The sequence below is a fragment of the Pseudomonas sp. HD57-3 genome (assembly GCF_056113135.1).
Window position 1 is genome coordinate 605,685 of sequence record NZ_CM148568.1, and the last position, 21,657, is coordinate 627,341.

Sequence of the window (21,657 nt, forward strand, 5' to 3'; positions counted from 1 at the left end):
ACTGACCATGGCGCTGGCCAAACGCATCATCCCTTGCCTGGACGTGGACAACGGCCGGGTCGTCAAAGGTGTGAAGTTCGAGAACATCCGTGACGCCGGCGACCCGGTGGAAATCGCTCGTCGCTACGACGAGCAGGGTGCCGACGAGATTACCTTTCTCGACATCACCGCCAGCGTCGATGGCCGTGACACCACGCTCCATACTGTCGAGCGCATGGCCAGCCAGGTGTTCATTCCGCTGACCGTTGGCGGCGGCGTGCGGACCGTGCAGGACATCCGCAACCTGCTCAACGCCGGTGCGGACAAGGTGTCGATCAACACTGCTGCCGTGTTCAACCCGGAATTCGTCGGCGAAGCGGCGCAGCATTTCGGCTCGCAATGCATCGTCGTCGCCATCGACGCGAAGAAGGTCTCCGGCCCGGGCGAAACCCCGCGATGGGAGATCTTCACCCACGGCGGACGCAAACCGACCGGCCTCGACGCCGTCGAGTGGGCGAAGAAAATGGAAGGCCTGGGTGCCGGTGAAATCCTCCTGACCAGCATGGATCAGGACGGCATGAAAAACGGTTTCGACCTCGGCGTGACCCGCGCCATCAGCGATGCGCTGGGCATTCCGGTGATCGCTTCCGGCGGCGTCGGCAATCTGCAGCATCTGGCTGACGGCATCCTTGAAGGCCACGCCAGCGCAGTATTGGCGGCGAGTATTTTCCACTTCGGCGAATACACCGTTCAAGAAGCCAAGGCCTACATGGCCCATCGCGGCATCGTAATGCGTTAAACATCCATACAGGCCAGTGGACAGCATGGCGTACCCAAGGCACTCTTGGGCACGCCATGGATTTCGGTAGCCCGACATGATCAAACGCCTGCTTCTCGCCCTCGCCAGTGCCTCCGTGTTGTTGATCAACACCGGCCACGCCGAAGAAAATCCCGACACCGATCTGGTGCTCCTCACCGAAAACTTCCCGCCGTACAACATGGCGAAGAACGGCAAGAATTTCGCCCAGGATGAAAACATCAACGGCATCGCCACGGACATCGTGCGCGAGATGTTCAAGCGTGCCGGCATCACTTACAGCCTGACCCTGCGTTTCCCATGGGAGCGGGTCTACAAGCTGGCGCTGGAGAATCCCGGTTACGGTGCGTTCGTCATGGCACGGCTGCCGGATCGCGAAAAGCTCTTCAAGTGGGTCGGCCCGATCGGCCCGGACGACTGGGTCATGCTGGCCAAGGCCGACAGCAAGATCACCCTCGAAACCCTCAATGACGCGCGCAAGTACAAGATCGGCGCCTACAAGGGCGATGCGATTGCCGAGACGTTGACCAAACAGGGTTTGAAGCCGGTGGTGGTGCTGCGCGATCAGGACAACGCCAAAAAACTCGTCAGCGGCCAGATCGATCTGTGGGCCACCGGCGATCCTGCCGGCCGTTATCTGGCGCGGCAGGATGGCGTGACCGGGCTGAAAACCGTCCTGCGCTTCAACAGTGCAGAACTGTATCTGGCACTGAACAAGGACGTGCCGGACGAAGCCGTTGCCAAGCTTCAAACCGCACTTGATCAGATGCGCAAGGACGGCGTGGTGGACGAGATCATGGGGCGGTATCTGTAACTATCGCTGATCCTGTAGTTGGTTGCGGATCAGCCTTGGGCTCCGCAGCCGGCAGCTTTTCAGGTTCCTGTTCGGGCGCAACGGCTGTCTGTTTCTCGAGTTCCTTCTTCGTGTCCTTTGCCGGCTCCAGCTCGGCGGGGTAGTCCGCCAGATGCAGGCTATCCATATCGGTAAAGCTGAGGTGGCCCTCCACTTGTGAGCCATCTTCGCGAAGTAATCGGTAGTCGCTTTGCATCAGATACACCGCGGCGAACCGGTTTTTTCCAACCAGCGCAATAACTTCTGCCTCCGAGGAATTCACCCATTCATAGGGTGCCGATCCGGTGTTGCAGAAGCTGTCGCCCAGCCTGGCTGAGCAGGTGATGGCCGACTGAGGCGCAGACATTGCCGAAGGCCATTGGTTGCCGATGTCGAGACCCGTATTGCGGGTGAACGTGCGCACCATCTCGAATGACTGGGCTCGGCTGGCTCTCCATCTGAAAGGGCGATGCATGTCAGAGCTGTTCCGGCCTTCGCCGACGAGCAAGTAGTGATCAGTTCTTTCCAGGCGGTAAAACGGTGAAGTCTTCAGCTGTACGAGGCTTGGCATCAGCGGGTCGCTGACGGCGAACCACGGCAATCTGACAACCTGTGTGATCCTGGATGGCGTCAGGGCGGCGGAGGCATCGTGCCCGGTCAGTACGGGAGCCGCCGGTGGAGTCTGGACCTGAAGCGGAATCGGCATCCGCAAGGCGTATGCGGTGATGGGCGCTGCAGGTTTGCTGTAGCCGTTAGCGCCGATAAAGGTGCCGGGGGCAAAGTAGATCTCCCCGGCGGGGGCGCTCGGGGGGGAGACGGTCCAGGTGCTGAAGTCGCGGTCGGCTCCGCTGCCCTTGTCGCTCCAGATCAGGGTGCTGGCACTTGAGGCTACCACCAGGTCGGCGCGTACGCAGCGAACGGCGTTGAAGGACGGTTTGCTGCTGTCGTTGGAACATACCAGCCCGAGTGCCACATAACCCTCGGGTGGGATCGGTCGCCAGATAGAACAGTCACCGTTGGCCCGCGAGCCGGTATCGCTCCAGACCCATTTATAGTCATTGGGCCTGCTCAGTGCCGGGCCTTTGCCGGCCTCGGCATTTTGCAAGTCGCCTTCACGGACAACGGCCATTACCCGTTTTTCGTTGATGTTGTCCCGTCCGGAGATAACGAGGTCGCCCAAGGGGAAATAGCCGGGCAGCAGGTCGGGAGCCGGTGTGGGGCGCCAAAAGCTGCCGGGTTTTGACTTTGAGCCTGTGTTGTCCCAGATCCTGTGAAATTCGGTGGTGAAATTGATCAGCAGGTTTTCAACCGCTATGGGCTCCATTTGCCGAGTCGGTGATATGAGATGGGTTTGGGTGTTCATGATTGATCCTGAATAGAGAAAACGGCACGGTGGCCGCGACGGGTCTCAATATCCGGGTCTGGAGGTGGCGTCCTGCGGTATCTATTTATTGCTTGGTGACAACTTGTTACCGGTAAACGCCGTCTTTGCCATGAGCGGCTGTCGCACGATTACTGCGTACGCTGATCATTTGCTTGATGTCGATCCACTCGATGCCCTGAGCCTTCAACTTCGGCAACTCACGCTCCAGCACAGCCAGAGTCTGTGGATACGGATGGCCGATTATCACGGCCGAACCCTGTTTGTGCGCCAGGCTGATCGCCGTCTGCAACTGCGTCAGGATCGCCGCTTCGGTGCGTTCGTCATCGAGAAACACATCCCGCGAAACGCTCGCCAGATCGATTTTCTGCGCCTGTTGCGCAGCGACGGTCTGGGCGCTGGTGCGGCTGTCGACGAAGAACTTGTGGCGGCGCTGCAACTCGCCCATCAACCACGCCATCGCCACCGGTTGTGCAGTCATGCGACTGCCCATGTGATTGTTGATGCCGGCGGTGTAGGGGACCATTTTGAACGCAGCGTTCAGGCGTTTTTCCAGTTCTTCGATGGGCAGTTCGGGATGCCAGGCGAACGGGCCGGTGGCCGGGTCCATCGGCATGTGCAGGATCACGACCTTGCCGGCGCGATGGGCTTCGCGGGCGAATTCGGTGGCGTGCGGGGTGTCGGGCATGATCGCTGTGGTCACCGGCCCGGGGAGGGCCAGCACGCGGCGATCCCGGGGCAGGTTCTGCCCCAGGTCGTCGATGATCAGCGTCAGGTAGGCTTTTTGAGGTGTTGGTCTGGCTGGTTCCGCGTGAGCAGCACCCGCCAGACAGCACAGCAGGACAAAGACGAAACGCAAAGACATCCTCAGCGGCCGGACGTGATGCTCAGGCCTTTGAGCAGGCTCAGGGCCTGGGCCAGCTGGTAATCGTCATCTTGCGGCATCGCCTTGGCCTTGCCGCCGGAACCGGTCGGTTTGTCCGCGCCGCCGTTGCCGTTGCCCAGGTGGCCTTGCAGATCGGCTTCCTTGAAGTAGTCGTTGTCCGCCTCGTTGGTGATCTTGGCACGGCGTACTTCGATGTCCGGGACGATGCCCTGGGCCTGGATCGAGCGGCCGTTCGGCGTGAAGTACAGCGCAGTGGTGATCTTTAGCGCGCGGTCGTTGTTCAGCGGCAGCACGGTCTGCACCGAGCCCTTGCCGAAACTGGTGGTGCCCATGACCACGGCGCGTTTCTGGTCCTGCAAGGCGCCGGCGACGATTTCCGAGGCCGAGGCACTGCCACCGTTGATCAGCACAACCATTGGCACCGCTTCGCTCTCGTCCTTGCCGGTGGCGGAGAAGCGCAGTTCGGAATTGGCGATCCGGCCCTTGGTGTAGACGATCAAGCCTTTGGTGATGAAGTGGTCGACCACTTCCACCGCCGCCTGCAACACGCCGCCCGGGTTGTTGCGCAGGTCGAGGATGATGCCGTTGAGCTTCTTGCCGTTGTCCTTGCGCAGCTTGGCCAGGGCCTTGGAGACCTCTTCGCCGGTCTTGACCTGGAACTGGGTGATGCGGATCAGGCCATAACCCGATTCCAGCAGTTGCGCCTTGACGCTCTTCACCTGAATCACGGCGCGAGCGAGGGTTACGTCGAACGGCGTACCACCGTCGCGCACCAAAGTCAGGGTGATTTTCTGGCCGATCTTGCCGCGCATTTTGTCCACGGCTTCGGTCATGGTCTGGCCACGGGTCGGCGCGCCGTTGATCTTGACGATGAAGTCGCCGGCCTGGATGCCGGCCTTCGATGCTGGCGTATCGTCGATCGGCGACACGACCTTGATGAAGCCGTCTTCGGCGCCGACTTCGATGCCCAGGCCGCCGAACTCACCGCTGGTGCTTTCCTGCAACTCGGTGAAGTCTTCAGGGCCGAGGTAGGCGGAGTGCGGATCGAGGTTGCTGAGCATGCCCTTGATCGCGTTTTCCAGCAGGGTCTTGTCGTCCACCGGCTCGACATAGGCCGCCTTGATCCGGTCCATGACCTCGGCAAAGGTGCGCAGCTCTTCCAGCGGCAACGGTGCCTTGCTGGTGGCGGCAGTGCCTGCCGGAGCGACAGCCGGGGCCGGTTGAGCGGCAAACGCCAGAGGCGCGCCGATCACCAGGGCGATCGTCAGGGCCAGCGAGGTAAGACGGGACAAATGCAGCATGTCGAACGAACTCCTAATATCGGTAACTCACGCCTATCCTTGCGCGCGGCACCATTGCGCCGGATCACTCGGGTGACCCTGCTGACGAATTGCGAAATACAGCGCTGGTGTGTCCTGGCCGCCACTGTTACCCACAGTGGAGATGGACTCACCGGCTTTTACCACGTCACCTGCCGACTTCAGTAGCGTCTGGTTGTGACCGTAAAGGCTCAGAAAACCGTTGCCGTGATCGAGGATCACCAGCAGCCCGGCACCACGCAGCCAGTCGGCAAACACCACGCGCCCGCCGTGTACGGCATGCACCTGGCTGCCGGCGGAGGCGCTGATCATCACGCCGTCCCACTTGGTACGGGCATCGTCACCACGGGTTTCACCGAAGCGTGCCAGCAGTCGACCATCAACCGGCCATGGAAGTTTTCCCCGACTTGAAGCAAAAGGGCCACCGAAGGTCTCGCCGCCGCTGGACACCAGGGCGCCGGGAGTCGATCTGACCGGTTTGCGTGGGGCGTCGGTGTTTTCCGCCTCGGCCTCACGCAAGCGCTTTTTTTCGGCTTCCTGCTGGGCGATGAGCGCTTTCTGTCGCGCTTCTTCTGCCTCACGAGCCTGGCGGGCCAGGGTTTCTTCAATGGTTTTAAGGACTTTAGACAGGTCTGCCTGATCCTGCTCGCGGGCGGCCAGTTTCTGGTCCCGCGCTTTCACGTCGTCATTGAGTTTGGCAAGGGCCTGCTGGCGTTCCTTGCGGACCTTGTCGAGCGCTTCGCGCTGAGTGTCGAGATCGCTTTGCTGTACCAGCAATTGCGCCTGCTGCAAGCCGATGTCCTTTTCGACATTGGCCAACTGGCGCAGGGTTTCGTTGAAGCTTTTCAACTGCTCCAGGCGAGCCTGGCTCAGGTAGTCGTAATAGGTGAGGGTGCGGGCGAATTTCTCGGGGTTCTGCTGGTTGAGCAGCAGCTTGAGGTATTCCTGGCGACCGTTCTGGTAGGCGGCGCGGGCCTGGATGGCGATCAGTCGCTGCTGTTCAGTGCGCGCGCTCTGGAGTTTTTTTTTCTCCGCATCGAGCCGCTGCAACTCGGATTCGCTCTTCTTCAGCTCTTTCTGCAGGGCTTCGACCTGTTTCTCGAGCTTGCCCATCTCGGTTTCGGTGCCCTTGAGCTCCTTTTGCACGCCGGATTTTTCTTCCTGGAGCTTGCCCAGCAGTTTTTTCAGCTCGGCAATGTCCTGGCGCGTGGCGTCCAGTTGCTGTTGGGTTTGCGCGCGCTCATCCGCGAAGGCCGGTTGGAGCAGGCATGTCAGAGCGAGGGCGATCAGGACGCGAAGCATAGAGGCGGGCGGCACCAGGGTAAGGGACGGCCTAGTATGCCCGCCCGACGCGGCAAAAAAAACGCCTCAAAGCCAACTGCTTTGAGGCGTTCGTCATAAAAAGCCGTTTCAGGCTGATTACAGGGCGTTTTTGATATCAGACCAGAATCGAAGTGCCAGTCATTTCCGCCGGTTTTTCCAGACCCAGCAGTTTCAGCATGGTCGGCGCCACGTCCGCCAGCACGCCGCCTTCGCGGACTTTCAGGTCGCGCTTGCCGACATAAATGAACGGCACCGGCTCGGTGGTATGCGCGGTGTGCGCTTGCCCGGTGGATTCGTCGGCCATCTGCTCGACGTTGCCGTGGTCGGCGGTGATCAGCGCTTCGCCGCCGACTTTTTCCAGGGCATCGACGATCCGGCCGACGCAGGTGTCCAGGCATTCCACGGCTTTCACCGCGGCTTCGAACACGCCGCTATGGCCGACCATGTCGCCGTTGGCGTAGTTGACCACGATCACGTCGTAGCGCTGGTTCTCGATGGCCTCGACGATACGGTCGGTGACTTCCGGTGCGCTCATTTCCGGCTGCAAGTCATAGGTGGCGACTTTCGGCGAAGGGATCAGGATGCGCTCTTCGCCCGGGAACGGCTCTTCACGACCGCCGGAGAAGAAGAAGGTCACGTGGGCGTATTTCTCGGTTTCGGCGATGCGCAGCTGGGTCTTGCCGTTTTTCGCCAAATAGTCGCCGAGCACGTTTTCCAGGCTGCCCGGCGCAAAGGCGGCGGGGGCCGGGATGCTGGCGGCGTATTGGGTCAGGCCCACGTACTGCACTTTTGGCTGGCGTGCGCGCTCGAATTCCTTGAAGCCGTCTTCGACAAACACGCGGCTCAGCTCGCGGGCACGGTCGGCGCGGAAGTTCATGAACACCACGGCGTCGCCGTCTTCGACTTTCACCGGCTCACCGATGCTGGTGGCTTTGACGAATTCGTCGCTCTCGCCACGGGCGTAAGCGGCCTCCAGACCTTCCTGGGCGGTGGCGGCGTTGAATTCGCCGTTGCCATCAACGATCAGGTTGTAGGCCTGGGATACGCGGTCCCAACGGTTGTCACGATCCATGGCGAAGTAGCGGCCGATCAGGCTGGCGATACGGCCCTTGCCGAGCGCCTGGAAGGTCGCGTCGAGCAGTTCGATCGACGACGCGGCGCTTTTCGGCGGGGTGTCACGGCCGTCGAGGAAGGCGTGCAGGTAGATTTTTTCGGCGCCGCGCTTGAAGGCCAGTTCGGCCATGGCGATCAGGTGATCCTGGTGGCTGTGGACGCCGCCGTCCGACAGCAGGCCCATGAAATGCACGGCCTTGCCGGCGGCCACGGCCTTGTCCACGGCGGCGCAGATGGTCGGGTTCTCGAAGAACTCACCGTCGCGGATCGCTTTGGTCACGCGCGTGAAGTCCTGATACACCACGCGCCCGGCGCCGAGGTTCATGTGGCCGACTTCGGAGTTGCCCATCTGGCCGTCCGGCAGGCCGACGTCCATGCCGCTGCCCGAGATCAAGCCGTTCGGCACGGTGGCCCAGAGGCGATCCAGCACAGGCTTTTTGGCCGCATAGACGGCGTTGGATTCGGGGCTGTCGCTGTGACCGAAGCCGTCGAGAATCATCAGGACCAAAGGTTTAGGCGTGGTAGTCATGGAATCCACTCGTGGCTAATAAGAAGAGGGCGATGGAAAAGGGAGTTGGAGTTTAAAGCGAAGTTCCGGCGGCGTCACCGCCGGACGGGGTTTGGCCGACCATAGTGGCTGTGTATACTGGCCGACATTTTAACGCCCTGGAACCTCCTTCGATGGTTGCTCACCTGATTGAATTTGCCACTAACCACTACATTCTTGTCGGTATCTTCGTCGTACTGCTGGCTTTGCTGCTGGCGCATACGGTGCAGGGCGGCGGTAAAAGCCTGAGCACGGGCGAGCTGACCGCACTGGTCAACAAGGAAGCCGGCGTGGTGGTGGATATCCGTCCGAGCAAGGACTACGCCGCCGGTCACATCGTTGGTGCGGTGAACATTCCCCAGGACAAACTGGCCGTCCGTATCGGCGAGCTGGAAAAACACAAGGCCAAGACCATCATTCTGGTCGACGCCCTGGGCCAGACCGCCGGCACCCACGCCCGCGAACTGATGAAGGCCGGCTTCACCGCCGCCAAGCTGTCCGGCGGGATTTCCAGCTGGAAAGGCGACAACCTGCCGTTGGTGAAGTGACATGAGCGACGTCATCGTCTACTCCAGCGATTACTGCCCTTACTGCTCGCGCGCCAAGTACCTGCTCGCGAACAAAGGCGTGGCCTTCGAAGAGATCAAGGTCGATGGCAAGCCGCAGGTGCGCGCCGCCATGGCCCAAAAGGCCGGACGCACGTCCGTGCCGCAGATCTGGATCGGCGACACCCACGTCGGCGGATGTGATGATTTGTATGCCCTGGAGCGCGCCGGCAAGCTCGACGCGCTGCTCAAGGCCTGAACTGCTGCACCTGCAAACCAAGAACCCTAAAAGACCCAAGATCAGAAAGGATCTGAGATGACTGACCAACAGAACACTGCAGCCAGCGAAGAAGAAACCGCACCGCAATTCTCCTTGCAGCGCATCTACGTACGCGACCTGTCCTTCGAAGCCCCGAAAAGCCCGGCGATCTTCCGCCAGCAGTGGGATCCGGCGGTCGCTCTGGATCTGAACACCCGCCAGAAAGCCCTGGAAGGTGATTTCTACGAAGTCGTGCTGACCCTGTCCGTGACCGTGAAAAACGGTGAAGAAGTGGCCTTCATCGCTGAAGTGCAACAGGCCGGTATCTTCCTGATCAAGAACCTGGACGCGGGCTCGATGAGTCACACCCTGGGTGCGTTCTGTCCGAACATCCTGTTCCCGTACGCTCGCGAAACCCTGGACAGCCTGGTGACCCGCGGTTCGTTCCCGGCCCTGATGCTGGCCCCGGTGAACTTCGACGCCCTGTACGCGCAAGAGCTGCAGCGCATGCAGGAATCCGGCGAGACCCCGACCGTTCAGTAAGCGGTCGATGCAACAATGAAAAAAGCGCCGTTACAGGCGCTTTTTTCTTGGGCGATCGAGTGGCATTACTTGAAGTCGTTCTGCCGCCACGCTTCGTACACGGCGACTGCCACTGTGTTGGAAAGGTTCAGGCTACGGCAGCCTTCGCGCATCGGCAGGCGCAGGCGCTGTTCGCCGGGCAGGGCATCGAGTACTTCCGGCGGCAGGCCACGGCTTTCCGGGCCGAAGATGAACGCATCCCCCGGGACGAACGCGGCATCGTGAAACGGCCGCGAACCCTTGGTGGTGAAGGCGAACAGCCGTGGATGGCCGAGGCTTTCCAGGCAGCTGGCGAGGTCGGCATGGCGCTGCAAAGTGGCATACTCGTGGTAGTCGAGACCGGCGCGGCGCAGGCGCTTGTCGTCCATCTCGAAACCCAGCGGTTCGATCAAATGCAGGTGGCAGCCGCTGTTGGCGCACAGCCTGATAACGTTGCCGGTGTTCGGCGGAATTTCCGGTTGAAAAAGGATGACGTGAAACATGCACGGCTCCGAAGGTAAAGATGACGCGCATTCTACGCCGCAAGCGGATCCGCGTTCGAAACTATTCCCGCGGGTGATGGCATCGCTGGCGATCGTCGGTGTGATGGTCGGGATGATGATCGGCCGTTTGACCACGCCTGACCCAACCGTCTTGCAGCAGGTCGAGGTGATCGATGGCGGTCTGGCGGTCTGGTTCAACAACGAGCCGAAGCTGCACGGCGAGATCGTCGATGGTAGCCTCGCGTTGCTGTTCGAGGCTGAAGGCAAGGCGCAGAAAGGTCAGCTCAAGTTCAACGGCAAGGACGTGAACTGGCGGACGCGGCTGAGTGACGGGGGATTGTTACTGACGCTGGTGGCGGCGCGGCCGCTGCAGGGCGACTGGGCCGGCCAGGCGGTCGATGACCGATGGCGGCTGGAGATCCATCTCCGGGAGCAATAAAAGAGGGAATCCCCGGCCTGCCTGTACCAAGGTTCCCGAAACGGGCGGGCTCATCGCATCGCGTTCTGAGCCGGTGTAAAGAAGGAACCCCTGACCTGCCTGTATCAAGGGCCCCAAAAGGGTGGACTCGCTGAGTCCGGTGTAAAGAGGGGAATCCCCGGCCTGCCTGTACCAAGGCCCCCGAAAGGGTGGGTGAATCGAATCACCTGATGGAGTTATTGCAGGGGGCGTGCCAGGTTTTCTCGTTTTGAAACAAAAAAGCCCGGCACAATGACGAAGGCCCCGTAATACGGGGCCTTCGTCTTTTCACAGGATGGGATTTTCAGCGGTTTACAGTGCAAGCCTGAGCCAGTGGCCGTGCCCGATTAAGGGTCACGGTGCCTTTCGGCGGTGCAGGCTGGCGCTGAATCTCAGCCTTCATCGCCCTCATCGTCATCCCCGCCATCGACCTTCATGCCGAGTTCCTTGATCTTGCGGGTCAAGGTGTTGCGGCCCCAGCCCAGCAGTACCGCAGCGTCACGACGACGTCCGGCGGTGTGCTTCAACGCGGTCTCGATCATGATCCGCTCGAATGCCGGCACCGCGCTGTCGAGCAGGCTCGACTGACCGCGCGCCAAGGCCTGATCGGCCCACTGACGCAGCGCCTGTTCCCAGTTGGTCACTGGCGCCGAGTCCTGCGGCAGGCTCAGCAGTTCCGGCGGCAGGTCGCTGATGTGCACTTCGCGTCCGGACGCCATCACGGTGATCCAGCGGCAGGTATTTTCCAGCTGGCGCACGTTGCCTGGCCATGGCAGGTTTTTCAGGTATTCCTCGGTCTCGCTTTTCAGCAGCTTCGGCTCCACCGCCAGTTCTTGCGCGGCGCGGCTGAGGAAGTGCTTGGCCAGGGTCGGGATGTCTTCGCGACGGTCCGACAGGCGCGGAATGTGGATACGGATCACGTTGAGGCGGTGGAACAAGTCCTCACGGAATTTACCGGCGTGAACCAGGGTTTCCAGATTCTGGTGCGTCGCGGCGATGATCCGCACATCGACCTTGACCGGCACATGCCCGCCGACACGATAGAACTCGCCATCGGCCAGCACCCGCAGCAGTCTGGTCTGGGTGTCCGCCGGCATGTCGCCGATTTCATCGAGGAAAAGCGTGCCGCCATCGGCCTGTTCGAAACGGCCGCGACGCAGGTTGGCCGCACCGGTGAACGCGCCTTTCTCGTGGCCGAACAGCTCGGATTCCATCAGGTCTTTGGGGATCGCCGCCATGTTCAGCGCGATGAACGGCGAAGCCGCTCTTGGGCTGTGGCGGTGCAGGGCGTGGGCCACCAGTTCTTTGCCGGTGCCGGATTCGCCGTTGATCAGCACGGTGATGTTGGAGTGGCTCAAGCGCCCGATGGCACGAAACACTTCCTGCATCGCCGGCGCTTCGCCGATGATTTCCGGGGTGCGGGTCAGGGTCGGTGCGACTTCCAGGCCCTGTTGTTCCTGGGCGTGCTGATTGGCGCGCTTGACCAGCGACACCGCCTCGTCGACATCGAACGGCTTGGGCAGGTACTCGAACGCGCCGCCCTGATAGGAGGCGACAGCGCTGTCCAGATCGGAGTGAGCGGTCATGATGATCACCGGCAGCCGCGGGTGCTGCTCGCGGATCCGCGCCAGCAGGTCCAGGCCACTGGCGCCGGGCATGCGGATATCGGAGATGATCACGTCCGGCTGCTGGCGCGCGAGGCGGCTCATCACGCCATCGGCACTGTCGAAGCTCTGGGTGGTCATGCCTTCCTGTTGCAGGGCTTTTTCGAGAACCCAACGGATAGAACGGTCGTCATCGACGATCCACACGGTTTCACTACGGCTCATGTCGATGTGGCTCCTTGTTCCAGTGGCAGAAAGATCGAAAACGTGGTGTGGCCGGGGTGGCTGTCACACTCGATCAGGCCCTGGTGCTGGCTGATGATGTTCTGGGTGATGGCCAGGCCCAGCCCGGTACCGTCCGGACGGCCGCTGACCATGGGAAAGAAGATGGTTTCCTGGAGTTCCGCCGGAATGCCCGGGCCGTTGTCGATGATCTCGATTTTGGTCACCAGGCGATGGCGGACATGGCCGATGGTGAACTGGCGCATGGCGCGGGTGCGCAGGCTGATGCGGCCCAGGCGCAGCTCGTTCTGGCTGCTGATGGCCTGCATCGCGTTGCGCACGATGTTCAACACCGCCTGAATCATTTGTTCGCGGTCGATCAGAACGTCGGGAATGCTCGGGTCGTAATCGCGCACCAGCGTGATGCAGCCCTGGCTTTCGGCCTCGACCAGTTGGCAGACGCGCTCCAGCACTTCGTGGACATTGCACAGCGCCAGCGACGGCAGTTTGTTCGAACCGAGCATGCGGTCGACCAGATTGCGCAGGCGGTCGGCCTCTTCGATGATCACGTTGGTGTAGTCGCGCAGGCTGTCTTCCGGTAGTTCCCGGGCCAGCAGTTGCGCAGCGCCACGAATGCCGCCCAGCGGGTTCTTTATCTCGTGGGCCAGGCCGCGCACCAGCATCTTGCTGGTTTCCTGCTTCGACAACTGGGCCTCTTCCTTGGTGATCCGCAACAGGCGATCACGGGGATGGACTTCCAGCAACAGCAGGGTCGCGCCGTTGCTGAGGATCGGCGTCACCGCGTAATCAACGGTCAGGGTCTGGCCGGTGAGGGCGGTGAGCATCGCTTCGCGCTTGGTGAACGGGTGCGCCTGCTCCACCGCCTGGCGCAACGAGTTGAGCGCCTCGGTGGACTCGGTGAACAGCTCGCTGATGAACTGCCCATGGCTGCGCTGACCGCTGATGGCCAGCAGCATCTCCGCCGCCGGGTTCATGTACTCGAGGCGCAATTCGCTGTCGAGCAGGATGGTGGCGGTGGTCAGGTTGTCGAGTAGCAAGCGATGCAGTGCGTCACTGATGGTCATGAGGACCTCTTTTGGAGCATGGCGCGCGCAGGGATACAGCGCTGATGCGAGGAAAATGCAAAAACCAAACCAAGGCTCCGAAAAGAAGCGTTCAACCCCCGAAACGGGCGTTTGACGCTCGTTTGCGTGGCAGTCAAACCGCTCTGGCGGGTACTTTCGAACCAAAATGGGTTGGAATGTGAGTACGGTGCAGCGTATTGCACCAATATAGTGCGCAAAGCTGAACGGCGTCAGAAGAAACGCAGGAAAGGATTTTTCGGTTCAGCGGGTTTGTCTTTCAGCGGGCATTCCGGGCGAACGCCGTAGTCGGCGCTGACGCACGGTTTGACCTGACGTTTCTGCGCCAGGGAAATGCGCTGCATGTGGAACGGCTGGTTGGCGGTTTTCTCCACGGTTCGGCCCTGAGCATCGAGGATCTCCACCGACAGGTTGTGGCTGCCGCGATCGATATTGCTCAGCGGGAACACCGGGCTCAGGCCGGGTTCGCCGACGGCCTGGCCGTCCAGCAGCAGGCGATACAGATGACCTCGTTGCAGGCCCGGCTCGCTGGTGACGCTGACGATCAGCTCGCCGGCGCTGCTGCGAATGGTCGCGTCCGGCTCGGGGATCAGCACGCGCAGCATGTCGTAGTGGAACAGTGGCGGCTCTGCTGATTTCTTCGACGGCGTGACCGGCGCAGCGGCGGTCGGATTCGAGGCCATCCGATTGCTGGTGGCCAGCGGCACACGCTTGGCGTTGCCGCGCGGTTGGTCCGTATAGACACGATTGCCCTGTGCGTCGATGTAAGTGAACACCTCGGCCGATGCGCCAAGCGCGATCAGCAACAGGCACAGGGCAATCAATCCCCGTGTCATGGCTTGTGCACCCGCTGCACGGTGAACACCACCGCCGGACTCTGCTGAATGATCGCCTCGCCATTGATCACCTGCACCGCCAGCCGATGCTCGCCCCGGTCGACGTTCACCAGCTGCAGGATCGGCACGTTGCTCGGCTGGCCATAAGGCGCGTCATCGAGCAGCAGACGCAATTGATGCGGTGGTTGCAGGCGCGGCTTGATCAGCACGCTGACCGTGAACGTGCCGTTGTTGGCGCGCAGGGCTTCTTCGGTGGGCAGACCTGTCAGCTCCAGCACTTCATAGGCATTGTGCGCAGGCTCACGGCTGGCCGTATCGGAAGAGGGCACATTCGGTGCCTGAGGCTGGACGCTGTTGAGCGGCGGCAAATCCACCGGCTGCGCCTGCACGCCGTCCGGCGCGTGATCGCTGTACACCGTGTTGCCGCTGGCGTCGGTGTACTTATAGATCTGCGCGGCGGCGGGCAGGGCGATCAGCAGCAGGAAGAAAAAACCACGATCCATGGATTCGACCGATCAACAATGAGATTGGCTTGCAGCATAGGCCAGGGGCGGCGGTAAGCCCAATCGGGACAATATCTGCTCACACAAACCGCACAGGATTTATTGTGCGGCGCCAGGCGCAACCGCATTCTCGCGGGCGCCGGACAGGACGCCTGCCTTGTAGTACTCGATCAGGACCGGCACCCCCTTGGTGTCGACCTCGCGCAACTCGCCTTCCTTTACGTCGTCAACGAAGTTGACGTTGAGGGTGTGGCCATTGTCGAGCCTGGTCACCCAGAGGCCTTGGCGTTTGTCATCGCGGTATTCACCGCGCTCGGTAGTGCCACGGACAGTCAATTCGCTGAGGCCGTTAAGTTGGCCGTGGGCGTAGGTCTGGAATCCGGTGGCGACCCATTCCATGTCGTCGTGATTGAGAAGCTGCCAACGTCCCTCGCGCAAATCATTGTGGAATTCGCCCTCCAGTGTTTGCCCATCCTGGTAGAGCGTCCACTGGCCCTCTCGTTTGCCCTCTACGAAATTGCCGGACTCCGAATATTTCTCGTCTTTGGAAGACGACCACGGACCGGTCCGCACGCCCTGCTTGTAAGCACCTTGGGCCGAGAGCGAGCCGGAATCATAAGACACCGATTGGCCGTCTTCGCTGCCGGTGAATTTAGTCGGTTCGGTTTCCCAGGCAATACGCCTCACCCGATAGTTGTAGAGCGTGCGCTTGCCCTCGACGAGCGTCTCGTCGAGCCATCGCCAGAAAGTAACGGTAAGGAACCGGCCGTTTTTTTCCTGATAGGTCTTTTTGAAGAAGTAAGGTTCGTCATCTGGCGTCGGGTCGCTCAGTGGGTCGTAGTACTGGCCGTAAAAGCTCACCAGTTTCCCTTGGCTGAAATCGAGCTGGTCAAATTCCGGTATGCCGGACTCTTCAAGGAAGAGGCTGTAGTTGAGCGGGGTGATTTGGCTCAGCGACTTCTTGATGGTCAGGGCGTCGAGGTGTTTGCGGCCTTCGGTGATACGGTCCAGTGCAGGCTGCAATCGCGTGACGCGGCTGTAGAGGTGGTCGTTGGCGTTGTATTTGTAGGCGTAGATTTTGTAGCGGTCGTTTTGCCGAAAAAGCACGAAGCGGGTCGGATCCTCACTGTCGAGCGACATGAGAAAAACCGATTCGATGTTCGCCTGACCGAATTCATCAAGCAGTTGCGGGCGTTCGCCCGGCGTGTCGCAACGGCAGTAATAACCTTTGACTCCGTTCGTTTCCTTGATGAACGCCAGAGTCATCGAGCTTTCCTGCAAGCCCTGGATCAGCGGGTGAGCCAGCGGCTTGTCTTCATAGAACTCGGCAGCCCCGGCTGTTGAGCAGGCGAGGCCGGCCATCAGGGCGATAGCCCGTAACCACTTCATGCGAGTCCCTTCGTCAAGGCGCCGGTCGTGGCGCGAAAGCGGCGGATTATCCATGGATGAGCGGGCACAAAAAAGGCCTCCCGAAGGAGGCCTCTTTCTGTCACGCCGCGTAACGCGGCGCTACCGGATCAGCAGCTGTAGTACAGCTCATATTCCAGTGGGTGTACGAAGGTGCGGACCTTGATTTCTTCTTCGGATTTCAGCGCGATGTAAGCGTCGATGAAGTCGTCGGAGAACACGCCGCCCTTGGTCAGGAACGCACGGCCCTTGTCCAGCTCTTCCAGGGCTTCTTTCAGGCTGCCGCAAACTTGCGGGATCTCTTTCGCCTCTTCAGGCGGCAGGTCGTACAGGTTTTTGTCAGCTGCGTCGCCTGGGTGGATCTTGTTCTGGATACCGTCCAGACCGGCCATCAGCAGTGCTGCGAAAGCCAGGTACGGGTTGGCAGCCGGATCCGGGAAACGCGCTTCGATACGACGGCCTTTCGGGCTGTTGACGTAAGGAATACGGATCGAGGCGGAACGGTTGCGAGCCGAGTAGGCCAGCATTACCGGCGCTTCGAAGCCTGGCACCAGACGCTTGTAGGAGTTGGTGGCCGGGTTGGTGAAGCCGTTCAGGGCCTTACCGTGCTTGATGATGCCGCCGATGAAGTACAGGGCGGTGTCGGACAGGCCGGCATAACCTTCACCTGCGAAGGTGTTCTTGCCATCTTTGGAGATGGACATGTGAACGTGCATGCCCGAACCGTTGTCGCCGTACAGCGGCTTCGGCATGAAGGTCGCGGTGCGGCCGTAGGCGTCGGCAACGTTGTGTACAACGTATTTCAGAGTCTGAACTTCGTCAGCTTTCTTCACCAGGGTGTTGAACTTGACACCAATTTCGTTCTGACCGGCAGTTGCCACTTCGTGGTGGTGAACTTCAACGGTCTGGCCCATCTCTTCCAGCGCGTTGCACATGGAAGTACGGATTTCGTGGTCGTGGTCGAACGGCGGAACCGGGAAGTAGCCGCCTTTCACGCCTGGACGGTGGCCTTTGTTGCCGCCTTCCACGTCCTGGTCGGACATCCACGAGCCTTGCTCGGAGTAGATCTTGAACATGGAACCGGAGATGTCGGACTTGAACTTCACTTCGTCGAAGATGAAGAACTCAGGCTCTGGACCGGCGAATACGGTGTCACCGATACCGGTGGTCTTCAGGTATTCCTCGGCGCGGTGGGCAATGGCGCGCGGGTCGCGATCGTAACCTTGCATGGTCGAAGGTTCGATGATGTCGCAGACCAGGATCAGGGTCGGCTCTTCGGTGAACGGGTCCAGAACGGCGGTTTCGTCGTCCGGCAGCAGGATCATGTCGGAGGCTTCGATGCCTTTCCAGCCAGCGATGGAGGAACCGTCGAACATCTTGCCAACTTCGAAGAAGTCGTCTTCCAGCGCATCGCGAGCCGGCATGGTCACGTGGTGCTGAGTGCCTTTGGTGTCCGTGAAGCGCAGATCAATCCACTTGACGTCATGATCTTTGATGAGTTGAACCGACTTCGACATAGTGTCCTCCGGGTGAATTAGGGCGGGTAGTGGATGCCCTTAATAGTGGTGATGCCGGCGCGAATACTCTGCCAAGGCAACCTGCCTCACAAGGGAGCAAATTGCATGCCAGTGCCCCAGCATGGGTTTTTTGCCCCAAATTCACGCTTCTAAAGGTCGAAAGCGTCTTAAAGGCGAAAATCTCGCCCTTTAATGTAGCGCTCAAATCGAAAAATGACCCGTTTTGGTGCGTGCAAAACCTTCTGCACATTAACTGGTTAAACCTTGAGCAATTTCCGCTATAATCCGCGCCCCCCTTTTTCGGCTGGCCCTGCGCGCGCTGTTTTCATGAAACTAATCGTAAAAGTCTTCCCCGAGATCACCATCAAAAGCCGACCTGTCCGGACGAAATTCATCCGCCAGCTGGCCAAGAACATCCGCACCGTGCTCCGCGACCTGGACCCGGCCGTGGTGGTGAACGGTGTGTGGGACAATCTCGAGCTGGAAACCCGCGTCACCGACCCCAAGGCCCTGAAAGAGATGGGCGAACGCCTGACCTGCATGCCGGGCATCGCGCACTTTCTTCAGATCGACGAGTACCCGCTGGGCGACTTCGACGACATCACCGAGAAGTGCAAACAGCACTACGGCGATGCGCTGGCCGGGAAGATCTTTTCGGTGCGCTGCAAGCGTGCGGGCAAGCATGCGTTCAGCTCGATGGACGTCGAAAAATACGTCGGCAGCAAGCTGCGCCGTGAGTGCGGTGCCGCCGGAATCGACCTGAAACAGCCGGAAATCGAAGTCCGCATCGAAGTTCGCGACAAACGGTTGTTCGTGATCCACAGCCAGCACAATGGCATCGGCGGCTACCCGCTCGGTGCGCTGGAGCAGACGCTGGTGCTGATGTCCGGCGGCTTTGACTCGACGGTTGCCGCGTATCAGATCCTTCGTCGCGGCCTGATGACGCACTTCTGCTTCTTCAATCTGGGCGGTCGTGCCCACGAATTGGGCGTAATGGAAGTCGCGCATTTCATCTGGAAGAAGTACGGCAGCTCGCAACGCGTGCTATTTGTCAGTGTTCCGTTCGAAGAAGTATTGGGCGAAATTCTCGGCAAGGTCGACGACAGTCATATGGGCGTCGTATTGAAGCGTATGATGTTGCGCGCAGCGTCGAGCATTGCCGAACGCCTGCACATCGATGCGCTGGTCACCGGCGAAGCGATTTCCCAGGTGTCGAGTCAGACGCTGCCGAACCTGTCGGTCATCGATTGCGTCACCGACAAGCTGGTGCTGCGACCGCTGATCGTTGCCCACAAGCAGGACATCATCGACACGGCCGACCAGATCGGTACCGGTGATTTCGCCCGGCATATGCCGGAATACTGCGGCGTCATCTCGGTCAACCCGAAGACCGCCGCCAAGCGTGGCCGGGTCGAGCACGAAGAGCAGGAATTCGACATGGCGGTGCTCGAGCGTGCGCTCGCAAACGCCAGACTGGTGCCGATCGATCGGGTGATCGACGAATTGGGCCAGGATTTGCAGATCGAAGAAGTCAGCGAAGCGCTGGCCGGTCAGATCGTCATCGACATCCGCCACCCGGATGCCGCCGAGGATGACCCGCTGGAGCTCGCCGGCATAGAGGTACAGACGATGCCGTTCTACGCAGTGAACGCTCGTTTCAAGGAACTGGACCCTACTCGCCAGTACCTGCTGTATTGCGACAAAGGCGTGATGAGTCGCCTGCATGCCCACCATTTGCTCAGTGAGGGGCATGCCAATGTGCGCGTTTATCGACCGAGCTAAGTGCCCGGGGCTGTTTGCCTGTGGCCTGCGTCACCGGCCCCCCGACACCGCCGTCAAGCTGTAACGGCCATGCCGGACACTACTGTCAATCGCTGCCAAGACTTGTCAGCAAACCGAATCCTCTGATCGAGATACACAAGTGATCGAAAATCTACGCAACATCGCCATCATTGCCCACGTTGACCATGGTAAGACCACCCTGGTAGACAAACTCCTGCGTCAATCCGGCACCCTGGAGCGCAACGAGCTCAACGACGAGCGCGTGATGGACTCCAACGACCAGGAAAAAGAGCGCGGCATTACCATTCTGGCGAAAAACACCGCCATCAACTGGAACGGCTACCACATCAACATCGTGGACACCCCGGGCCACGCCGACTTCGGCGGCGAAGTTGAGCGCGTAATGTCCATGGTTGACTCCGTGCTGCTGCTGGTCGACGCCCAAGACGGCCCTATGCCGCAAACCCGTTTCGTGACCAAGAAGGCTTTCGAAGCCGGCCTGCGTCCAATCGTGGTCATCAACAAGGTTGACCGTCCGGGCGCGCGTCCTGACTGGGTTCTGGACCAGATCTTCGATCTGTTCGACAACCTGGGCGCTACCGAAGAACAACTGGACTTCCAGGTTGTTTACGCTTCGGCCCTGAACGGCATCGCCGGTCTGGACCACACCGCCATGGGCGAAGACATGACCGCGCTGTACCAGGCGGTAGTCGACCACGTTCCGCCTCCGGCTGTTGACCGTGACGGTCCGTTCCAGATGCAGATCTCCGCTCTGGACTACAACAGCTTCCTGGGTGTTATCGGTGTTGGCCGTATCGCTCGTGGTCGCGTCAAGCCGAACACCCCGGTTGTCGCTATCAGCGCCGACGGCAAGCGCCGTAACGGTCGTATCCTGAAGCTGATGGGTCACCACGGTCTGCACCGCGTTGACGTTGAAGAAGCTGCAGCTGGCGACATCGTCTGCATCAGCGGTTTCGACGAGCTGTTCATCTCCGACACCCTGTGCGACATCAACAATGTCGAGGCGATGAAGCCTCTGACCGTTGACGAGCCAACCGTTTCCATGACCTTCCAGGTAAACGACTCGCCATTCTGCGGTAAAGAAGGCAAGTTCGTGACCTCCCGTAACATCAAGGATCGTCTGGACAAAGAGCTGCTGTACAACGTTGCACTGCGCGTTGAAGAAGGCGACTCGGCTGACAAGTTCAAGGTATCCGGCCGTGGTGAGCTGCACCTCTCGGTACTGATCGAAACCATGCGTCGCGAAGGCTTCGAGCTGGCCCTGGGCCGTCCTGAAGTGATCATCCGTGAAGTTGACGGCGTGAAGCAGGAACCGTTCGAAAACGTAACCATCGACATCCCTGAAGAATCCCAGGGCAAGGTCATGGAAGAAATGGGTCTGCGTAAAGGCGACCTGAGCAACATGGTGCCGGATGGCAAAGGCCGTGTTCGTCTGGAATACAACATCCCTGCTCGCGGTCTGATCGGTTTCCGTAACCAGTTCCTGACCCTGACCAACGGTGCTGGCATCCTGACCTCGATCTTCGACCGTTACGCTCCAGTGAAGTCGGGCCACATGTCCGGCCGTCAGAACGGCGTTCTGGTTTCGGTTGAAACCGGCAAGGCACTGACCTACTCCCTGGAAACCCTGCAGGCTCGTGGCAAGCTGTTCGTAGAACACGGCCAGGAGATCTACAACGGTCAGATCGTTGGTCAGAACTCCCGCGACAACGACCTGGGTGTGAACCCGACCAAAGGCAAGAAGCTCGACAACATGCGTGCTTCGGGTAAAGACGAAACCATCGCTCTGGTCCCACCTGTTCGCTTCACCCTGGAACAGGCTCTGGAATACATCCAGGAAGACGAGCTGTGCGAAGTTACTCCTAAGTCCATCCGTCTTCGCAAGAAGATCCTGGACGAAAGCGAGCGTACCCGCGCTGCCAAGAAAGCCAAGGCGTAAGATTTAGCCAAGGCTTAAAAAAACGCCCCCGGTCGAGAGACCGGGGGCGTTTTTGTTTGTCTGGCTTTCGAAAGTCTCGTTCCCACGCTCTGCGTGGGAATGCCTCAGCGGACGCTCCGCGTTCGGCTCTTGGGACGCAGAGCGTCCCGGGCTGCATTCCCACGCGGAGCGTGGGAACGATCATCTTGAGTCAGTCGCAAA

At 60.3% G+C, this 21,657-nt stretch carries 20 protein-coding genes; 8 read left to right on the forward strand and 12 right to left on the reverse strand.

Translation table 11 applies throughout. The features are described 5' to 3' along the window. Window positions 1-7 precede the first annotated feature (7 nt). Window positions 8-778 carry an imidazole glycerol phosphate synthase subunit HisF gene (hisF, locus tag AC0R79_RS02720; RefSeq protein WP_007897430.1) on the forward strand — a complete coding sequence of 257 codons (771 nt, stop codon included), beginning with the start codon at window positions 8-10 and terminating at the stop codon, window positions 776-778. 76 nt (window positions 779-854) lie between these two features. Then, window positions 855-1,610, forward strand: coding sequence for a substrate-binding periplasmic protein (locus AC0R79_RS02725; RefSeq protein ID WP_474733084.1), 756 nt, complete (start codon window positions 855-857; stop codon window positions 1,608-1,610). Here AC0R79_RS02725 and AC0R79_RS02730 read toward each other — a convergent pair. The 5 genes from AC0R79_RS02730 to gpmI form a co-directional block, all read right to left on the reverse strand. Continuing rightward, the gene (locus tag AC0R79_RS02730; RefSeq protein ID WP_474733086.1) at window positions 1,591-2,991 is read right to left on the reverse strand and encodes a Vps62-related protein; all 1,401 of its coding nucleotides are present in this window, start codon (window positions 2,989-2,991) and stop codon (window positions 1,591-1,593) included. The two genes, AC0R79_RS02725 and AC0R79_RS02730, sit on opposite strands and share 20 nt — an antisense overlap. A 106-nt stretch (window positions 2,992-3,097) precedes the next feature. Beyond that, entirely contained in the window at window positions 3,098-3,874 is a 777-nt protein-coding gene (locus AC0R79_RS02735; protein ID WP_375744946.1) for a divergent polysaccharide deacetylase family protein, read from the reverse strand. Window positions 3,875-3,876: 2 nt separating this feature from the next. Further along, window positions 3,877-5,196 (reverse strand): S41 family peptidase, encoded by a 1,320-nt coding sequence (locus AC0R79_RS02740; protein WP_007952532.1) that lies wholly within the window; start codon window positions 5,194-5,196, stop codon window positions 3,877-3,879. Between the two features lie 33 nt (window positions 5,197-5,229). Then, complete coding sequence (locus AC0R79_RS02745; RefSeq protein ID WP_115076224.1) at window positions 5,230-6,516, reverse strand: murein hydrolase activator EnvC family protein; 1,287 nt, start codon at window positions 6,514-6,516, stop codon at window positions 5,230-5,232. A 136-nt stretch (window positions 6,517-6,652) separates the two neighbouring features. Continuing rightward, a complete protein-coding gene (gpmI, locus tag AC0R79_RS02750) occupies window positions 6,653-8,179 on the reverse strand; it encodes a 2,3-bisphosphoglycerate-independent phosphoglycerate mutase (RefSeq protein WP_474733089.1) in 1,527 nt (508 codons plus the stop codon). Between the two features lie 152 nt (window positions 8,180-8,331). On the opposite strand from gpmI, the gene AC0R79_RS02755 reads away from it, so the two are divergent. The 3 genes from AC0R79_RS02755 to secB are packed head-to-tail and all read left to right on the forward strand — an operon-like array spanning window position 8,332 to window position 9,544. Beyond that, complete coding sequence (locus AC0R79_RS02755; protein ID WP_474733091.1) at window positions 8,332-8,745, forward strand: rhodanese-like domain-containing protein; 414 nt, start codon at window positions 8,332-8,334, stop codon at window positions 8,743-8,745. A 1-nt stretch (window position 8,746) separates the two neighbouring features. Beyond that, window positions 8,747-9,001: a glutaredoxin 3 gene (grxC, locus tag AC0R79_RS02760; protein ID WP_007952522.1), complete on the forward strand. Its 255-nt coding sequence runs from the start codon at window positions 8,747-8,749 to the stop codon at window positions 8,999-9,001. A 57-nt stretch (window positions 9,002-9,058) separates the two neighbouring features. Next, on the forward strand, window positions 9,059-9,544 hold the full coding sequence (gene secB, locus AC0R79_RS02765; RefSeq protein WP_007952521.1) for a protein-export chaperone SecB: 486 nt from the start codon (window positions 9,059-9,061) through the stop codon (window positions 9,542-9,544). A 65-nt stretch (window positions 9,545-9,609) separates the two neighbouring features. On the opposite strand, the gene AC0R79_RS02770 is transcribed toward secB, so the two are convergent. Continuing rightward, entirely contained in the window at window positions 9,610-10,065 is a 456-nt protein-coding gene (locus AC0R79_RS02770; protein ID WP_007952520.1) for a tRNA (cytidine(34)-2'-O)-methyltransferase, read from the reverse strand. On the opposite strand from AC0R79_RS02770, the gene AC0R79_RS02775 reads away from it, so the two are divergent. Next, window positions 10,064-10,504 carry a hypothetical protein gene (locus AC0R79_RS02775; RefSeq protein WP_102717658.1) on the forward strand — a complete coding sequence of 147 codons (441 nt, stop codon included), beginning with the start codon at window positions 10,064-10,066 and terminating at the stop codon, window positions 10,502-10,504. The genes AC0R79_RS02770 and AC0R79_RS02775 overlap by 2 nt on opposite strands. Window positions 10,505-10,914: 410 nt before the next feature. Here the strand turns inward: AC0R79_RS02775 and ntrC are convergent, their stop codons facing one another. The 6 genes from ntrC to glnA form a co-directional block, all read right to left on the reverse strand. Beyond that, entirely contained in the window at window positions 10,915-12,351 is a 1,437-nt protein-coding gene (gene ntrC, locus AC0R79_RS02780; protein ID WP_007952518.1) for a nitrogen regulation protein NR(I), read from the reverse strand. After that, window positions 12,348-13,433, reverse strand: coding sequence for a nitrogen regulation protein NR(II) (gene glnL / locus AC0R79_RS02785; protein ID WP_007952516.1), 1,086 nt, complete (start codon window positions 13,431-13,433; stop codon window positions 12,348-12,350). The genes ntrC and glnL overlap by 4 nt, the downstream gene beginning before the upstream one ends. A gap of 230 nt (window positions 13,434-13,663) precedes the next feature. After that, window positions 13,664-14,287: a DUF4124 domain-containing protein gene (locus AC0R79_RS02790; RefSeq protein ID WP_474733097.1), complete on the reverse strand. Its 624-nt coding sequence runs from the start codon at window positions 14,285-14,287 to the stop codon at window positions 13,664-13,666. Continuing rightward, window positions 14,284-14,790, reverse strand: a complete 507-nt coding sequence (locus tag AC0R79_RS02795) for a DUF4124 domain-containing protein (RefSeq protein WP_474733099.1) — start codon at window positions 14,788-14,790, stop codon at window positions 14,284-14,286. The genes AC0R79_RS02790 and AC0R79_RS02795 overlap by 4 nt, the downstream gene beginning before the upstream one ends. 99 nt (window positions 14,791-14,889) lie before the next feature. Continuing rightward, window positions 14,890-16,233, reverse strand: a complete 1,344-nt coding sequence (locus AC0R79_RS02800) for a toxin-antitoxin system YwqK family antitoxin (protein ID WP_474733100.1) — start codon at window positions 16,231-16,233, stop codon at window positions 14,890-14,892. Between the two features lie 74 nt (window positions 16,234-16,307). Continuing rightward, window positions 16,308-17,714, reverse strand: a complete 1,407-nt coding sequence (gene glnA / locus AC0R79_RS02805) for a glutamate--ammonia ligase (RefSeq protein WP_007952507.1) — start codon at window positions 17,712-17,714, stop codon at window positions 16,308-16,310. Window positions 17,715-18,041: 327 nt separating this feature from the next. Here glnA and thiI point away from each other — a divergent pair, with 327 nt between their 5' ends. Together thiI and typA are read left to right on the forward strand one after the other, a co-directional pair. After that, a complete protein-coding gene (gene thiI, locus AC0R79_RS02810) occupies window positions 18,042-19,496 on the forward strand; it encodes a tRNA uracil 4-sulfurtransferase ThiI (protein WP_011332034.1) in 1,455 nt (484 codons plus the stop codon). 139 nt (window positions 19,497-19,635) lie between these two features. After that, on the forward strand, window positions 19,636-21,456 hold the full coding sequence (gene typA, locus AC0R79_RS02815) for a translational GTPase TypA (RefSeq protein WP_007952502.1): 1,821 nt from the start codon (window positions 19,636-19,638) through the stop codon (window positions 21,454-21,456). Window positions 21,457-21,657: the final 201 nt, after the last annotated feature.

Coding starts and splice junctions, on each gene's coding strand:
- AC0R79_RS02800 (WP_474733100.1), bottom strand. CDS start 16,233: ATGGATAATCCGCCGCTTTCGCGCCACGACCGGCGCCTTGACGAAGGG.
- hisF (WP_007897430.1), top strand. CDS start 8: ATGGCGCTGGCCAAACGCATCATCCCTTGCCTGGACGTGGACAACGGC.
- ntrC (WP_007952518.1), bottom strand. CDS start 12,351: ATGAGCCGTAGTGAAACCGTGTGGATCGTCGATGACGACCGTTCTATC.
- AC0R79_RS02770 (WP_007952520.1), bottom strand. CDS start 10,065: ATGTTTCACGTCATCCTTTTTCAACCGGAAATTCCGCCGAACACCGGC.
- AC0R79_RS02735 (WP_375744946.1), bottom strand. CDS start 3,874: ATGTCTTTGCGTTTCGTCTTTGTCCTGCTGTGCTGTCTGGCGGGTGCT.
- glnA (WP_007952507.1), bottom strand. CDS start 17,714: ATGTCGAAGTCGGTTCAACTCATCAAAGATCATGACGTCAAGTGGATT.
- grxC (WP_007952522.1), top strand. CDS start 8,747: ATGAGCGACGTCATCGTCTACTCCAGCGATTACTGCCCTTACTGCTCG.
- AC0R79_RS02790 (WP_474733097.1), bottom strand. CDS start 14,287: ATGACACGGGGATTGATTGCCCTGTGCCTGTTGCTGATCGCGCTTGGC.
- AC0R79_RS02755 (WP_474733091.1), top strand. CDS start 8,332: ATGGTTGCTCACCTGATTGAATTTGCCACTAACCACTACATTCTTGTC.
- glnL (WP_007952516.1), bottom strand. CDS start 13,433: ATGACCATCAGTGACGCACTGCATCGCTTGCTACTCGACAACCTGACC.
- thiI (WP_011332034.1), top strand. CDS start 18,042: ATGAAACTAATCGTAAAAGTCTTCCCCGAGATCACCATCAAAAGCCGA.
- AC0R79_RS02745 (WP_115076224.1), bottom strand. CDS start 6,516: ATGCTTCGCGTCCTGATCGCCCTCGCTCTGACATGCCTGCTCCAACCG.
- AC0R79_RS02740 (WP_007952532.1), bottom strand. CDS start 5,196: ATGCTGCATTTGTCCCGTCTTACCTCGCTGGCCCTGACGATCGCCCTG.
- AC0R79_RS02730 (WP_474733086.1), bottom strand. CDS start 2,991: ATGAACACCCAAACCCATCTCATATCACCGACTCGGCAAATGGAGCCC.
- AC0R79_RS02725 (WP_474733084.1), top strand. CDS start 855: ATGATCAAACGCCTGCTTCTCGCCCTCGCCAGTGCCTCCGTGTTGTTG.
- secB (WP_007952521.1), top strand. CDS start 9,059: ATGACTGACCAACAGAACACTGCAGCCAGCGAAGAAGAAACCGCACCG.
- gpmI (WP_474733089.1), bottom strand. CDS start 8,179: ATGACTACCACGCCTAAACCTTTGGTCCTGATGATTCTCGACGGCTTC.
- AC0R79_RS02795 (WP_474733099.1), bottom strand. CDS start 14,790: ATGGATCGTGGTTTTTTCTTCCTGCTGCTGATCGCCCTGCCCGCCGCC.
- AC0R79_RS02775 (WP_102717658.1), top strand. CDS start 10,064: ATGCACGGCTCCGAAGGTAAAGATGACGCGCATTCTACGCCGCAAGCG.